The organism is uncultured Photobacterium sp. (assembly GCF_947502415.1).
In the GTDB taxonomy this organism is placed as follows: Bacteria; Pseudomonadota; Gammaproteobacteria; order Enterobacterales; family Vibrionaceae; genus Photobacterium.
Window position 1 is genome coordinate 124,206 of sequence record NZ_CANMZV010000003.1, and the last position, 14,246, is coordinate 138,451.

A 14,246-nucleotide genomic window follows, 5' to 3' on the forward strand; every position below is an offset into this window, starting at 1 on the left:
TTGAAAGCGTGCCACTGCACGAAAAACGCAAAAAAAAAAGCCCGCAATCAAATTGCAGGCTTTCTCTTTTAGCGAAGTCTAAACTATGTATTAGCTTTTCATTTTCGCAGCCACTGCCGTTGGACGGCGAGATAACCACATCAGTGTCAAACAGACAAGGATAAAGGCAATCAATGCAGCCATGAATGCAACAGCCATTGAACTAGTCAGGCCGAGCGCCAAGAAACCAACTGTTGATACCAGCGCTACAGACAAGGCATACGGCAACTGAGTCGCTACGTGATCAATATGATGACAACGCGCACCGGTCGAAGACAAGATCGTTGTATCTGAAATCGGTGAACAGTGGTCGCCGAAAACAGAACCCGCCAGAACCGCACCAAGCATTGGCAGCATTAAAGTGATATCTGCAGCGGCAGCCAAATCACCCGCGATTGGCAACATAATGCCGAAAGTACCCCAAGAAGTACCTGTCGAGAATGCCATCAGACCCGCCAGCAGGAACAGGATTGCCGGTAGCAACATAGGGCTGATATTACCTTGAACAAGAGTCGATAGGTATTTACCAGTAGCCATATCACTGATCACGCTACCGATGCTCCAGGCAAATAGCAGAATAAGAATAGCGCCGAACATTGATTTAGCACCAGTCCACAGAGTCGATGCAATATCAGACATTGGAAGACGCTGGCGAATAACCGGGATCATTGCTGCCACAAAGCCAACCATTCCACCGTAGACCAGAGACATACCCACATTGGTATTTTCGAAGGCACCAAGAATATTAAAGGCAATACCGTTAGCAGCCAGAGCCTGGTAACCAGTGAACACCATAAAGAAGAAAGTTGAGAAAATCAGCGCAACAATCGGCATTACCAAATCAGCAACACGACCATTTTCACTTTCTTCAATTTCTAGTTCATCATTTAAATCTTTTGCTTGGCTGTCATCATCACCTTCATCAAAACCATGACCATGACTTGCCTGCATTTCGTGTTTTTTCATTGGGCCGATATCCAACTGGAACCAAGCCACAACAAATACCATCAATAAAGCAAATACCGCGTAAAAGTTCATTGGGGCAAGCTGAAGAAATGCGCTCAATGCAGAATATTCGGTCACACCGTGCGATACCAAAATACCACCAATCAGCGTAATAATATAAGCACCCCAGCTTGATGCAGGCATCAATACACACATTGGAGCCGCGGTTGAATCCAGAATGTAAGCTAGTTTGGCACGAGAAACATAAAAACGATCAGTAACAGGGCGAGAAATTGAACCTACCGCCAGGCTATTAAAATAGTCATCAACGAAAATAAATACCCCAAGAAACGCTGCTAGCAATTTTGCGCCACGCTTCGATTTAATTTTGGTTTGTGCCCACTCAGCAAAAGCACGTGTACCACCAGAAAGGGTTAATAGTGCAGTCGTCATTCCCAAAAGGATTAGGAAAGCGACAATACTCATATTCCAACTATTAATAGAGCCGTCGTCAATGAACAGGCCTTTAACTGTATTACCCACATATTCAGTGGTCATGCCCAATGAAAAGTCAGTTAGCAGGAAGGAACCAAGAAGGACACCAACACCGAGGGAAACCAATACGCGACGAGTAAGAATCGCAAGGCCGAGTGCCACTAAAGGCGGTAATAATGAAATAGATGAATGGGAAAAATCTACGATATTCATGATCTCTACGACAACCAATCTAGGTTGGAGATCTACTGCTGAGCACGACATTTCGTCGTCAAGAGAAGAGTATAAAGGAAAGCAAGTCCCCTATTCCGACCCCACAGTAGCGCTCCATAGTTAATGTAATTATATACTATGGCAGTGTTGCCCCTATTCGGTGACAACCCCAGCAAGCAGGATTGATAGGCCTTACTCACTTCGGCATTGGCTCCTTTCTCTGGCTGTCATAGGAATCACCCTACAACCAGTTACTTATAGACAATGCGCCTCTACCCTTAGTCAAGGAAGAGTTCATTTTACGGAATCACGAACCATTTGCAACAACATCAGATGAAAAATTTAACAGCATTAGTGAATAATCTTTCCCTAATGATGAAAAAACAAACAACACAAGCTTAAGAGCAATCAAAACCGATATGAAATTACGGACACTTAATAACATCAAGATTTCGATTAATTTCACAAACAACATCGCTCAGAAATATAAAAAGTGAGATTTAATCAGCTTAATTGAAAGAAAAATAAATCCATGTTGGATATTTTATTTGGCATCGTAGGATTAAACGTATTATTATTGCCATTATAGATTTGAGACTGCTATTATTTAATAAAATAGTTTAAGGCCAACAGGAAATATAAAATGTCTGATGCAATGAAAGCACTGTTAAACCTTCGTAGCCTTCGCGCACTTTCTCGTGAATATACACTAGAGCAACTTCAGGAAGCTCTTGAGAAACTACAAACTGTTGTTAGCGAGCGTGAAGACTCTGAAGCAGAAGAGCGCGCTAAAGAAAGTGAGCGTAACGAAAAACTAGCTCAATACCGTGAAATGCTTCTTGCTGACGGTATCGACCCAGAAGAATTACTAGCTAGCCTAAATAAAGCACCTAAAGCAAAACGTGCTGCTCGTCCTGCTAAATATAAGTTCATTGACGAGAACGGCGAAGAGAAAACTTGGACTGGTCAAGGCCGTACTCCAAGCGCGCTGAAGAAAGCTCTAGATGAAGGCAAATCTCTTGAAGATTTCGAAATCTAATAATTGCTGAACATAAGCTGAACAAAAAGCCCGGATTGTTCCGGGTTTTTTTATATTCATATTTAGACCTATCGATAAAAGAACAAGATGCTATTTCATCGTTCCCTAACATTATTGCTCCCCCTACCCAATGGCACAACCAATTTGCATATCAGCAAGATTGTTCCCAAACACATAATTAGAATTAATACTCTACAATCAGGATAATTACTTTATAATTCGATATAGACACCACCTAAACCAGATAGCCATACCTTTTATAACCCCCTTCCAATCCCAAAAACCAATTCCAAACACAAGCAATAACCTGAGCTCACCAGAGCTTCTCCACTGTTTAGAAACATCAAAAAATCGATTGATAGAATCGTTTCCGTATCAAAGTAACTTAACGCAGTTAAAACAGCAGAGCACCACAAAGGACGAACTGTAACAGCTTGTTACTCTTGATGAATATCATAAAGCAATAATTAAAACATGAAGCACTGAGTTACTCCATGCTTCTTCAAAGTATAACGTACATCAATACTGATTAATTCCCTTAACCTATAGAAAAAACAAATATAGAACAAACATACCATCGTGTAGGCATAAAAAAGCCAGACTGTAATGTCTGGCTTTTTATCATTAAAACTTATTGAATCTGATCGGCAAGATGGCTAACCGCCAAGGCAAAATAATGGGAGCGGTTCCACTTCAGCAAAGTTTGGTAATTCCCATATATCAGATACGCCCTGCCATGATTATCATCGGGTTGAATAATCCAGCCTTGAATATCAACTTTAGGTAAAGCCCGTCCATTCAATCTTCTAACGCCTAACTTCTGCCATTCATCTAATGAACGACCTTTACCCTTATCGACACCAAATAAAGCATCATTTATACCTTCAGGTAATTTTACCTGCCGCCCCCAAGTATATTTGTCATTCCAGCCTGATTTCTTGAGATAATTTGCAGCCGATGCGAATACATCCGCTTCAGTCTGCCAAATATCAATCCGACCATCATTATTCCCGTCAACGGCAAAAGTTAAAAACGAAGTAGGCATAAATTGCGGCTGTCCCATCGCCCCAGCCCATGAGCCTTTCATCTCTTCAGGTGCGATATGACCTTCATTGAGAATTTCCAATGCTGCCATTACCTGATTGCGGAAAAAAGCTTCCCGACGTCCTTCATAGGCCAAGGTAGATAGCGCTTCAACAACATTATAATTTCCCATCAGGCGACCAAAGTTACTTTCAACCCCCCACAGCGCAACAATAAACCTAGGCTGCACTCCATATTGCCGACCAATTTTATCCAATGTCGTTTTATGTTTGCGGTAAAGTTGATTAGCTTGTTCAACTTTCCAATCAGGAACTGCTCGTGGAATATATTCATCCAGCGTCAATTTCTTTTCCGGTTGATTCTTGTCAGCCTTAACCGCACGTTCAACAAATGTAATACCTTCAAAAGCAGAGTTGATAATCGACTCTGAAATTCCTTTTTCACGGGCTTCCGCTTTCAGCCCGAGTACATATTCATCAAATCCTTTATCTGCAGCTATAACCACAGACGAGAATCCTAATCCCAAGGCCACCAGGGCCGATATCAATCGCTTATGCATAGTTACCCTTTACGAACTTTATTCGGCCTTTGCAGCCTTATACTGATCAAGCAAATTCGTCACTGGCGGTGGCACCTGCAGGTAATATCCAACAGTTGCCAATGCTTCTTTTACCTTTTCCACATCTGCCAGCGCTAATTTACGTCCATTATCTAGTTTCAACACCATAACAAACTGCGGCGTCCCAAAGGTTGCCATCAGGCTTTCGGGTACTTCTGAAAAATCATCTTTGTTGTTGATATATAGATATGTATTTTCTTTTTTAGGGCTTTTGTAAATCGCACAAAACATCAAAAATAGCCTGTCAGTTTAATCTTTCACCTAATTCAGACCGCAATAATGCAAAATCATTCCCTCCGGTCGCCATCAAAAGGCCGCGCAGATGAGAAGCTTGTCTGAATTTCCAACGCTAAAGCAAGGATAGCTTGCTGTCATAACCTTTGGACTATAACATGCAAGTACCTATGTGATAACGTACCTGAACGGCTAATTTAGCGACAATCATTGAGTTGAATATGGCAAATACAGCAGAACTTAAAGGGGGCTCATTTACGCTCTCAGCCCTGCACCTCGTAGACGGGGATATTGAAAAGGCAGCCGACTTTCTGAAAGAAAAAGTTGACCAGGCGCCGAATTTTTTTGCCTCTGCCCCCGTTGTTATCGACATTAGTCAGACAGATGACCAAATTGATTTCGCACAGCTGAAAACAGCGGTGCAAAAAGCAGGTATGATACCTGTGGGAATCAGTGGTTGTAAGAATGCCCGGTACCAGAGCCAGGCTAAAGAGGCCGGCTTTGCTATCATGAATGCCGCTCGACAGGCAAAAGCTGCTGAGCCAATGATGGTTCCGACTAAAATCATCCGTACCCCAGTCCGTTCCGGGCAGCAAATCTACGCCAAAAACAGTGATTTGATTATTATGAACCACGTCAGTGCCGGTGCAGAAGTTATTGCTGATGGTTGTATCCATATCTATGGAACCATGCGTGGACGAGCTATTGCCGGTGCCAACGGACAACAGGAAGCAAGAATTTTTTGTCATAACTTACAATCTGAACTAATTTCCATTGCAGGTATCTACTGGCTCAGTGATAAAATTCAGGACGAATTCTGGGGTAAAGGTGTCGTTATCTCACTAGCTGAAAATAATTTAAACATAGAGCATCTGGCTCTATAAAGTTTGATAAGGAATTAATTGATGGCACGTATTATCGTTGTTACCTCGGGCAAAGGTGGCGTTGGTAAAACAACTTCCAGTGCAGCTATCGCATCGGGCCTAGCACTAAACGGCAAAAAAACAGCAGTAATTGATTTTGATATCGGCCTACGTAACCTTGACCTTGTTATGGGTTGTGAACGCCGTGTCGTTTATGATTTTGTTAATGTTATCAACGGTGAAGCAAACCTTAATCAGGCCCTGATTAAAGACAAGCGGGTTGATAATCTTTTTGTTCTTCCTGCTTCACAGACTCGTGACAAAGATGCACTGACCCGTGATGGCGTTGAGCAAGTATTGAAAGATATGGATGAAATGGGCTTTGAGTTCATTATTTGTGACTCTCCGGCCGGCATTGAAACCGGTGCCCTGATGGCACTGTACTTTGCCGATGAAGCCATTGTTACAACAAACCCGGAAGTCTCTTCTGTTCGCGATTCAGACCGTATCCTTGGGATTCTGGATTCCAAGTCACGCCGAGCTGAAAACTCTCAAGAGCCAGTCAAAACGCATCTGTTGCTAACGCGTTACAACCCAGCACGCGTAACTCTGGGCGAAATGCTCAGCGTTGGCGATGTGGAAGAAATTCTTCATATTCCACTGCTAGGTGTAATCCCTGAAAGTCAGGCTGTGCTCAATGCATCGAACAAAGGTGAACCGGTTATTTTCGACAAAGAATCTGATGCAGGTATGGCCTATGAAGATACTGTAGGTCGTTTATTGAGCGAGGAACGCCCGTTCCGTTTCTTAGAGGAAGAGAAAAAAGGCTTCCTGAAACGTCTATTTGGAGGCTAATTCAATTATGGCTTTGCTAGAATTCTTCCGCCCTAAAAAACCAACGTCTGCAAGTCTTGCTAAAGAAAGACTTCAAATTATCGTTGCGGAAAGACGCTCCGCTGGCCAAGGCGAACCAAGCTACCTGCCACAACTCAAACAGGATATCCTGGAAGTGATCCGTAAATACGTCGAAATCACACCGGATCAAGTAAGCGTGAATCTCGATCAGAAAGAAGAAGACCTTTCTGTCCTGGAACTCAACGTAACGCTGCCTGAAAAAGAAGCTGAACGTTAAAAATAATAAAGCCCCGCACTTGCCGGGGCTTTATTATCTATAAGCAAAAACGTTAACGGTCCAATAATGACGTAACCCGCTCTTCAAACAGCGATTTTCGCCATGTTTTTAGCATGTCTGGCATATCATCAGCTGGCTTTTGCTTCTTCCATGCCCATGAAATCAGTTGATTTACCTGCTTTTTAGATGCCAAAAACTCTGGAGCTAAGCCTGTTTCAGCTTCAACTTTTGTTACTTCGTCTTTAATTCGCTTCACTAACTGCTTATAGCCGGCCAAGTCGACCAATCTGACAATTTTCTCCGGATACTGCTGTGGCGACATATCATCAACATCATACGCCATCTTCAGCAAGCGACTTCCATGACGCTGAATTTCCATATTGTCGAAGCCTTCCTTTGCCATTACCGCCTTAGACTTAATGTTAAAACGAGCCAGCTTCCACAAATTCAACTCTTTTACCACGAAGTTCAACGCCAGATCGCGCTTACGAGCCTCCAGCATTCGCCACTTGGCAACCTTTTGCAAAATGGCTAACTGTTTGGGATCAAGCTGCCAGGCATTTTTTATATCAAGGTAAGCTTTATCCGGGTCAGCCTGTTTAACGCGCTTTAGCATCAGTGTTGCACATTCCTGCTCCAGAGCCTCCAACCAGCCCTTGGCTTCAACCTGCTCATAGAGCTTTTGAAAAAGCGGCAACAGGTAAAACACATCCGCGGCCGCATAATCAAGCTGCTTGGCTGTCAGCGGACGCGCCAGCCAATTGGTGCGAGCTTCTCCTTTGTCCAGCTCAATACCCAGGAAGTCGTTAACCAGAGTGCCAAAACCAGCAGATACACCGTAACCAAGGAACGATGCCATGACTTGAGTATCAAGCATCGGCACAGGCAAACAACCTGCGTAGTGCTGAAATACCTCAAGATCTTCACCGCAGGCATGAAGTACCTTAGTAACAGACTGATCACGCAACAGCGCCCACAACGGCTCAAGATCATCGATAGCAAGCGGATCGATTAATGCGAGGCAATCACCATCAAACAACTGGATCAACCCCAACTTAGGATAGAGCGTCCGGGTACGGACAAACTCAGTATCAAGCATCACTGTCGCCTGAGTGCGTGCATGCTCACATACGACTTCCAGCCGCTCAGTTGTTGTTACGATTTCAAAATTCACAGCAAACCTTTTGTTTAGACGACTTATACCAAACTGAAAGAAAGTGCCGGCGTAATAGCCGGCACTCATTATTCATTCAATTCTAACCTGATTTATCAGGTTATGCTTGTTGCGCCTGCTTATCAGACTCTTCTCGCAGCACACGGCGCAAAATTTTACCAACGTTAGTTTTTGGCAGCTCGTCGCGGAATTCAACAACCTTAGGAACTTTATAACCCGTCAGGTGCTCACGGCAGTGCATGATCAACTCTTCACGAGTCAGACTCGGATCGCGTTTAACCACGCACACTTTCACCACCTCACCAGAAATTTCGTGAGGCAGACCAATCGCAGCAACTTCCAGCACTTTGCTGTTCAGCGCAACGACATCTTCAATTTCATTCGGATATACATTGAAACCTGAAACAAGGATCATATCTTTTTTACGGTCAACAATGTGCAGGAAGCCTTCATCATCGAAGCAGACGATATCACCAGTCGATAGCCAGCCATCATCGTCCAACACTTCTTTAGTCGCTTCCGGACGCTGCCAGTAGCCCTTCATCACCTGAGGGCCACGCACCTGAAGTTCACCGGTCTGATCATTACCCAGCACGTTGCCTTCTTCATCAACAATACGTACTTCGGTCGATGGTACAGGCAGGCCGATAGAGCCATTGTAATCCACCAAATCATACGGATAAGCCGCAACTAATGGCGAACACTCAGTCAGGCCGTAACCTTCCAGCAAGTAGTTATTAGTGATTTGCTTCCACTTCTCCGCTACTGCACGCTGCACAGCCATACCACCGCCAACGGACAAACGCAGATTACTGAAATCCAGTTCGTGGAAATCTTCATTGTTTACCAATGCATTAAACAGGGTATTTACGCCAGTAATCGCCGTAAACGGATAACGCTGAAGCTCTTTAACAAACGTCGGGATATCTCGCGGGTTGGTGATCAGCAGGTTACGACCGCCCATTTCAATGAACAACAAACAGTTCACCGTCAGTGCAAACACATGATACAGCGGCAACGCTGTTACAATCAGCTCGCGGCCTTCAGTCAGAACAGGACCATAAGCACCTTTGGCCTGCATAACATTCGCCAGCATGTTACGGTGCGTCAGTTCCGCCCCCTTGGCTACGCCGGTTGTTCCCCCGGTGTATTGCAAAAACGCCGTATCATCACCGGACATAAACGGTTTGACATACTGCATGCGTCGACCTTTACGAAGGGCTGAGCGCATAGAAGTAGCATGAGGAAGGTGGTATTTAGGCACCATCTTCTTGATATATTTCACAACAAAATTAACCAGCGTGCCTTTCGGTCGAGAAAGCTGATCACCAAGGCGAGTCAGAACAACGTGCTCAACACAAGTATTCTTAACAATCGATTCAAGGGTGTGTGCAAAGTTCGAAACGATCACAATCGCTTTTGCGCCTGAATCGTTTAGCTGGTGCTCCAGCTCGCGCGGGGTGTAAAGCGGGTTCACATTAACCACAACACAACCGGCACGAAGAATACCAAACAGTGCAATCGGATATTGCAGCAAGTTAGGCATCATGACAGCAACACGATCACCTTTTTTCAGTTTGAGATCATTTTGCAGGTAGGCAGCAAAAGCACGGCTACGCTCTTCCAGCTTACGGAAGGTCATGACCTTCCCCATATTGATAAATGCTGTTTGATCTGCAAACTTCTGTACAGATTGCTCAAACATTTCAACCAACGATGGATATTGATCCGGGTTGATTTCTGCCGGTACATCTTCCGGATAGCGGTTAAGCCAAACCTTATCCACTTTGCACTCTCCTTCTTTTTCTGGCTATAGGCCAGCAATTTGGCGATTTAAAAACAATTAGTTACACCAAACTGAACAATTAACAAACAATCAATAACTGGTTGAACCCGTTATTTTAATTCTGAACTGAACACCCGTATGTGTTCACAAACAGCACGCGGGCTTTCGATATGACAATGATGTCCACCATCCACCTCCACCTGAGTGCTGTGCCGCAACCAAAGACGCCCGGCCTCTGGTTGCTTGAGATCCTTGAATCCGCGGTTTCCCAATATTGATAACACAGGGCACTGAATTTCTGACATCAATACCTGAGCGTGTTCTTTTGCCATGCGATACAGAGAATCGCAACGCAACCTATTATCATGACGCCAAAACCAGTACTGGTCTTCACGGTATGTAGCTCTTTCGACCATCGGTCGCAATTGCTCCGGAGATAACCGATTGACGGCGCAACGTAACGCCAGCGCTTCGCTAAATGACCGCATGCGTCGTGCCGCTCGTTGCTTTGCCCGTTGGCGATATCGCTGACGACTGTCAATACCATCACGCAGCCGTTTGGCAGCCTTACCCGGCGCTTCATGAAGCGGCGATAACCCTTCAATCATTACCAGTGCGCCCACCTTCTCCGGAAATGCTGCGGCATAACACCCGGCCACCAACGCGCCCAGCGAATGACCGACCAACAGCACCTCGTCTGTCGGAAGCACAGCTATCAGCTGATTGAGATCATCAATATAATCAAAAAAATAATAATAATTATCTTGGCCCCGCGGTTCAGAATAACCATGCCCGGGCCAGTCAATCGCAATCAGGTGATAGTGCCCTGCCAATGCCGGAAATAATCCGTCAAAGCTCGCTGCATTGTCTTGCCAACCATGCAGAAATACCAAAAACGGCTTAGTCGCTTGCAAATAAGACAAAGGCGCCGATGGTTTAACCACCCCGCCTTGATGCTGAAATGAACACAGACCAGCTAACTTAACTTCAGCTAACTGAAAAAAGGTGTTGTACATTACACTCGACACAGAACTCTCAATCTATTTGGTTACTCGCTGGGTTACTTCCCCTCGAGTGTAACCAAAACCATACCCCGTTACCGGGCAACGCAGCCCAATACAGTTAAAGTTGCGTTCAAAGTCATCGAGTAATATTTCCTGCTTGATCTGCCAAAGCTGACTTCCAGACACTTTGATAACAGGAAATGTGTAATTAAACTCACCGACAGTACCGTGTTCACTGCCATCTACCCATCCCGCCACGGTCAGTAGCCGACCAGGGCGGTACTCCAAAGGCTCGAGAAACCCATCGACATAGCTGACAAAACGCCCTTGCGGTTTTTTATCCAGCATAGGCCTGCCGTCTTTCGTCAACGGTAAACTGACAATCTCAATCCGGGTACGATGTTGCTGGTTAGTGATGGCAGCAATGATGCCACCCATTCGAACTTCCAGTCCCTGAGCCAGGGCCGGCTCAGCAACAACTTGCCGATAATCGGTAATTGGATTCTCTGACTGGGTTTGCAAGCTTTCGGGCACGCTGGCGCAGCCTACCACAAAGACAGCAACCAGCCCAAGAAATAGCGCCCTAAACATCAGATACTCCTAGACAATTGCTCAACATACACACAATGCGATACCACAGCGATGATCTTTCGGCCATCAAACGTAGACATCAACCCCGACAAGCGAAGAGAGCTCGTCCTTACGGGCCTGGTGCATCACCCCCATATAGGAATTCAAAGCCTCACGGTTTTTACCGTCAGGCTGGTCATACTGAATTCTGGCATGGGCGTCTTTGATCACTTCCGGATCACGGACAGAGCTCGCGACCGCTTTCGCCACAACTGTTGGTTTCAGCGTGACAGGAGCCGCCTCAGGTTTATTAACCCGAGGTTTGGTCGTTGAATGTATCGATGAAGGTAAACGTTGAATCAAAACCATAATCAAATACCTGTCAGGAGAGAAGCATCAGCGCTACCTCATTAAATCCTAAAGATCACTCCCGGCCTGGCAGCTTCTTCCAGGTTACTGTGTCGCGCAGGTAAACCGGACTGGCATGTTCGGCAGCCACGACTTCACCACGCGCCAAAGCAAACTTGGCCAGATGGACCATATCCTGTGAATCAGGATATAAAACAGTCCCTTTTTCCATTTTGACCTTTAGCTGTGCGAGAGGTTCAGCATAACTTTCCCATCCTGTACCAGCCGTTAACCAAAGGTCATTATCTGCGCTATCAAATTGGTTAATCAAAGCTTCCGGCTGAATAACCTGCTCACCACCAACGGCCAGCCAGTCGCCATTAGCCTGGCGCAAATACTGTCCCCAGTAAATTTCGCCCATGCGCGCATCAATTGCTGTCAGAACTTGCTCTGCTTGATGTGCCCGGAACGTACCCTGTGCCATTGCCGCCAACGTCGACACACCAACCATTGGTAAGTCAGCGCCGAAAGCCAAGCCTTGAGCAATACCGATACCAATTCGGACACCGGTAAAACTACCTGGTCCTCGACCGAAAGCCAGCGCGTCCAGCTGATTCAACTTCAGGCCGCCTTCAGCCAGAACGGTATCAACCATCGGCAAAATCTTTGTCGTGTGCTCACGAGGTGCGTACTCACAACGGGAAATAACATCATCGCCTACCAATAAGGCAACAGAACAGTTTTCGGTTGCAGTATCAACTGCAAGAATTTTGGTGCTCATTCAAGCCTCTGAATGCTGGTCATCACTGTGAACAGGCGTTTGTTTACCGTTCACCGCAGACAAAAATTGCCCAACCCCGATTAAATCCCGTGTCCGCGGGATCGGTGGCAGGCTTCTTAAAAATACAGCGCCATAAGGGCGCGTTACCAAACGATTATCGCAAATAACCAGAACACCTTTATCCTGCTTATCGCGGATCAGGCGTCCTACCCCTTGTTTCAAGGTGATCACTGCATCGGGTATCTGAACTTGCGAAAAGGGATCACCGCCCCGTAGGCGGCAATCTTCAATTCGCGCTTTCAGCAACGGATCATCCGGTGCCGTAAAGGGTAATTTATCGATAATAACACAGCTCAGTGCCTGTCCTCTAACATCTACGCCTTCCCAGAACGCACCTGTCGCTATCAGCAGCGCATTACCACGCTCAAGGTATTCCGCCAACAACTTCTGCTTGGTGGTCTCGCCCTGAACCAATACCGGTAAATCAAGCTTGGCCCGAAAACCTTCAGCCAGGTCACGTACCATCTGGTGTGAGGTACATAGGAAAAAACAGCGGCCATCGTTTCCTTCAATGACTGGCATCAGCATCTCCACCAGCCTGTCAGCAATACCAAAACTATTCGGCTCCGGCAAAAAACGGGGAACACAAAGTAAGGCCTGATGCTGATAATCAAAAGGGCTTTCTAAGGAAAACTGCTGTTTTGGCTCTAACCCCAGGCGATTGCTGAAATGGCTGAAATCATCATCAACCGCCAACGTAGCCGAGGTAAAAATCCAGGCACCTTGCTGAATTTGCATTTGCTCACGGAATTTTTCGGCCACCGACAAAGGGGTAATATGTAAACCAAAATGACGGGGAGTACACTCATACCAATAGGAATAACCGGTAATAGAGGTATCACACAACCTCGCCAGCCGAGCCTTTAGCAAAGTTGCTCGCTCGAACGCGGCATCCAACAACTGGCTTCTCCCTAAAGCCAGCTTGAGGACTTCATGAGCCAATTCGAGAGCATCGTTAAGCCGGGTCAGTTCTCGTTCGATAACTGGGCTTTTAACAGCTTCGCGCCAGTTACCGCGAAAGCCAGGTTCGCCCAAGACGATACGAAGATCTGACGCCGCCTGTGCCAGCCTGTCAGCCATTTTCTGCAGCTGACGCATGTCTTTAGCCTCAGTGCGGTAACCAATCTCAATGTCTTTTGCCAGTTCCTGAAGCTGACGGCTAGTAAGGCTCTGGCCAAAGTACTGGCTGGCAATATCCGGCAACTGGTGGGCTTCATCGAAAACAAATACTTCAGCTTCAGGGATCAGCTCACCAAACCCGGTTTCCTTAATAGCGAGATCGGCAAGAAACAGATGGTGGTTCACCACGACGATATCAGCTTCCATCGCCTTACGACGGGCTTTCACCACAAAGCAGTCTTCGTAAGAAGGGCATTCCTTACCCATGCAGTTATCGTTGGTCGATGTGATCATCGGGATCACCGGACTGTCTTCGGCGATCGTTTCACACTCCCCGAGATCACCTGTGTGCGTCGATGACGACCAACTACGAATCTTAACCAGCTGGCTCAACATGGTCGGATCAACATGGGTACCATGGCTTTCGGTGATTTGGCGGCTCAGGCGATCCAGGCAAAGATAGTTAGCTCGACCCTTCAACAAGGCTACGCGACCGGTGAAACCCAGCGCATCCATCATTAATGGCAAGTCACGGTGATAGAGCTGTTCCTGCAAGTTTTTCGAACCGGTACTGATAATGGTTTTCTTACCACTAACTAAAGCTGGCACCAGATAGGCAAAGGTCTTGCCGGTACCAGTACCCGCTTCCACCACCAGCTGAGTCTGTTCATGAATAGCATCAGCAACAGCTTGCGCCATATCAATTTGTGGCTGTCGGGCCTGGAATCCTGGTATGGCTTTATCGAGTGCGCCACCGGAGGCAAAAAACTTGGCAATCATT

General features: G+C 46.0%; 14 protein-coding genes and 1 riboswitch. Of the genes, 4 read left to right on the forward strand and 10 right to left on the reverse strand.

Features of this window, described 5'->3' with window-relative positions; translation table 11 throughout:
* Positions 1 to 90 precede the first annotated feature (90 nt).
* Entirely contained in the window at positions 91 to 1,692 is a 1,602-nt protein-coding gene (locus Q0852_RS04765; protein ID WP_299014610.1) for a Na+/H+ antiporter NhaC family protein, read from the reverse strand.
* Between the two features lie 99 nt (positions 1,693 to 1,791).
* A riboswitch (Lysine riboswitch) is annotated at positions 1,792 to 1,975 on the reverse strand.
* 360 nt (positions 1,976 to 2,335) lie between these two features.
* On the opposite strand from Q0852_RS04765, the gene Q0852_RS04770 reads away from it, so the two are divergent.
* A complete protein-coding gene (locus Q0852_RS04770) occupies positions 2,336 to 2,731 on the forward strand; it encodes an H-NS family nucleoid-associated regulatory protein (RefSeq protein ID WP_299014613.1) in 396 nt (131 codons plus the stop codon).
* 631 nt (positions 2,732 to 3,362) lie between these two features.
* On the opposite strand, the gene Q0852_RS04775 is transcribed toward Q0852_RS04770, so the two are convergent.
* Both Q0852_RS04775 and Q0852_RS04780 read right to left on the reverse strand, forming a co-directional pair.
* Positions 3,363 to 4,334, reverse strand: a complete 972-nt coding sequence (locus tag Q0852_RS04775; protein ID WP_299014614.1) for a lytic transglycosylase domain-containing protein — start codon at positions 4,332 to 4,334, stop codon at positions 3,363 to 3,365.
* 18 nt (positions 4,335 to 4,352) lie between these two features.
* A complete protein-coding gene (locus Q0852_RS04780) occupies positions 4,353 to 4,625 on the reverse strand; it encodes a YcgL domain-containing protein (RefSeq protein WP_299014617.1) in 273 nt (90 codons plus the stop codon).
* A 224-nt stretch (positions 4,626 to 4,849) separates the two neighbouring features.
* Here Q0852_RS04780 and minC point away from each other — a divergent pair, with 224 nt between their 5' ends.
* Genes minC through minE form a run of 3 tightly spaced genes read left to right on the forward strand, consistent with a single transcriptional unit; the run spans position 4,850 to position 6,623 of the window.
* Positions 4,850 to 5,512: a septum site-determining protein MinC gene (gene minC / locus Q0852_RS04785; protein WP_299014620.1), complete on the forward strand. Its 663-nt coding sequence runs from the start codon at positions 4,850 to 4,852 to the stop codon at positions 5,510 to 5,512.
* 21 nt (positions 5,513 to 5,533) lie between these two features.
* Positions 5,534 to 6,346, forward strand: a complete 813-nt coding sequence (minD, locus tag Q0852_RS04790; protein ID WP_299014623.1) for a septum site-determining protein MinD — start codon at positions 5,534 to 5,536, stop codon at positions 6,344 to 6,346.
* Between the two features lie 7 nt (positions 6,347 to 6,353).
* Complete coding sequence (gene minE / locus Q0852_RS04795) at positions 6,354 to 6,623, forward strand: cell division topological specificity factor MinE (RefSeq protein ID WP_299014626.1); 270 nt, start codon at positions 6,354 to 6,356, stop codon at positions 6,621 to 6,623.
* A 52-nt stretch (positions 6,624 to 6,675) separates the two neighbouring features.
* On the opposite strand, the gene rnd is transcribed toward minE, so the two are convergent.
* The 7 genes from rnd to Q0852_RS04830 all read right to left on the reverse strand — a co-directional run bounded on the left by rnd (position 6,676) and on the right by Q0852_RS04830 (position 14,245).
* Positions 6,676 to 7,797: a ribonuclease D gene (gene rnd / locus Q0852_RS04800; RefSeq protein ID WP_299014629.1), complete on the reverse strand. Its 1,122-nt coding sequence runs from the start codon at positions 7,795 to 7,797 to the stop codon at positions 6,676 to 6,678.
* A gap of 100 nt (positions 7,798 to 7,897) precedes the next feature.
* A complete protein-coding gene (gene fadD / locus Q0852_RS04805; RefSeq protein WP_299014632.1) occupies positions 7,898 to 9,583 on the reverse strand; it encodes a long-chain-fatty-acid--CoA ligase FadD in 1,686 nt (561 codons plus the stop codon).
* A 110-nt stretch (positions 9,584 to 9,693) separates the two neighbouring features.
* Entirely contained in the window at positions 9,694 to 10,611 is a 918-nt protein-coding gene (locus tag Q0852_RS04810) for an alpha/beta hydrolase (protein ID WP_299014636.1), read from the reverse strand.
* A 12-nt stretch (positions 10,612 to 10,623) separates the two neighbouring features.
* Complete coding sequence (locus tag Q0852_RS04815; RefSeq protein WP_299014639.1) at positions 10,624 to 11,178, reverse strand: Slp family lipoprotein; 555 nt, start codon at positions 11,176 to 11,178, stop codon at positions 10,624 to 10,626.
* A gap of 66 nt (positions 11,179 to 11,244) precedes the next feature.
* Entirely contained in the window at positions 11,245 to 11,526 is a 282-nt protein-coding gene (locus Q0852_RS04820; RefSeq protein WP_299014642.1) for a hypothetical protein, read from the reverse strand.
* Between the two features lie 55 nt (positions 11,527 to 11,581).
* A complete protein-coding gene (gene tsaB, locus Q0852_RS04825; RefSeq protein WP_299014645.1) occupies positions 11,582 to 12,286 on the reverse strand; it encodes a tRNA (adenosine(37)-N6)-threonylcarbamoyltransferase complex dimerization subunit type 1 TsaB in 705 nt (234 codons plus the stop codon).
* Positions 12,287 to 14,245 (reverse strand): ATP-dependent DNA helicase, encoded by a 1,959-nt coding sequence (locus Q0852_RS04830; RefSeq protein ID WP_299014648.1) that lies wholly within the window; start codon positions 14,243 to 14,245, stop codon positions 12,287 to 12,289.
* Position 14,246 lies beyond the last annotated feature (1 nt).

What these genes read in the sequence shown, in the direction of transcription:
- minE (WP_299014626.1), top strand. Translation starts at nt 6,354, where the DNA reads ATGGCTTTGCTAGAATTCTTCCGCCCTAAAAAACCAACGTCTGCAAGT.
- Q0852_RS04770 (WP_299014613.1), top strand. Translation starts at nt 2,336, where the DNA reads ATGTCTGATGCAATGAAAGCACTGTTAAACCTTCGTAGCCTTCGCGCA.
- tsaB (WP_299014645.1), bottom strand. Translation starts at nt 12,286, where the DNA reads ATGAGCACCAAAATTCTTGCAGTTGATACTGCAACCGAAAACTGTTCT.
- Q0852_RS04820 (WP_299014642.1), bottom strand. Translation starts at nt 11,526, where the DNA reads ATGGTTTTGATTCAACGTTTACCTTCATCGATACATTCAACGACCAAA.
- Q0852_RS04830 (WP_299014648.1), bottom strand. Translation starts at nt 14,245, where the DNA reads ATGATTGCCAAGTTTTTTGCCTCCGGTGGCGCACTCGATAAAGCCATA.
- Q0852_RS04765 (WP_299014610.1), bottom strand. Translation starts at nt 1,692, where the DNA reads ATGAATATCGTAGATTTTTCCCATTCATCTATTTCATTATTACCGCCT.
- Q0852_RS04815 (WP_299014639.1), bottom strand. Translation starts at nt 11,178, where the DNA reads ATGTTTAGGGCGCTATTTCTTGGGCTGGTTGCTGTCTTTGTGGTAGGC.
- minD (WP_299014623.1), top strand. Translation starts at nt 5,534, where the DNA reads ATGGCACGTATTATCGTTGTTACCTCGGGCAAAGGTGGCGTTGGTAAA.
- Q0852_RS04775 (WP_299014614.1), bottom strand. Translation starts at nt 4,334, where the DNA reads ATGCATAAGCGATTGATATCGGCCCTGGTGGCCTTGGGATTAGGATTC.
- Q0852_RS04780 (WP_299014617.1), bottom strand. Translation starts at nt 4,625, where the DNA reads ATGTTTTGTGCGATTTACAAAAGCCCTAAAAAAGAAAATACATATCTA.
- minC (WP_299014620.1), top strand. Translation starts at nt 4,850, where the DNA reads ATGGCAAATACAGCAGAACTTAAAGGGGGCTCATTTACGCTCTCAGCC.